Annotated in this window: 1 protein-coding gene; it reads left to right on the plus strand. The window is 69.6% G+C overall.

The genetic code is table 11. The features are described 5' to 3' along the window. Positions 1 to 17: 17 nt before the first annotated feature. On the plus strand, positions 18 to 270 hold a 253-nt coding region (locus QSK31_RS48660), incomplete at its 3' end, for a hypothetical protein (RefSeq protein WP_285692022.1).

A 270-nucleotide genomic window follows, 5' to 3' on the forward strand; every position in this document is an offset into this window, starting at 1 on the left:
AGCAGCCGCATACCACCGTGGCGTTGCTGGGGCCCGGCTGGCGGGTGATCGACCCGCCGCCGCGTGCGGTGGTCTTCGAGCCGTCCTCCAGCAGTCTGTTCGTGTCGGTGCGGAGCCGGGCGTCGGGTAAGGCGCTTCTCGGTGGGTCGTGGGATGCCGATTTCGTCGGCCCGTTGCAGGCGAAGGTTGCTGAGTTGTCGGAGCGGCTGGAGGTGCCGCATTTCCGGTTGAACGGCCGGCGGGGTGAGGTGCTGGACGGCAGGTCGACCC

The organism is Actinoplanes sp. NBRC 103695 (assembly GCF_030269485.1).
GTDB lineage: Bacteria > Actinomycetota > Actinomycetes > Mycobacteriales > Micromonosporaceae > Actinoplanes.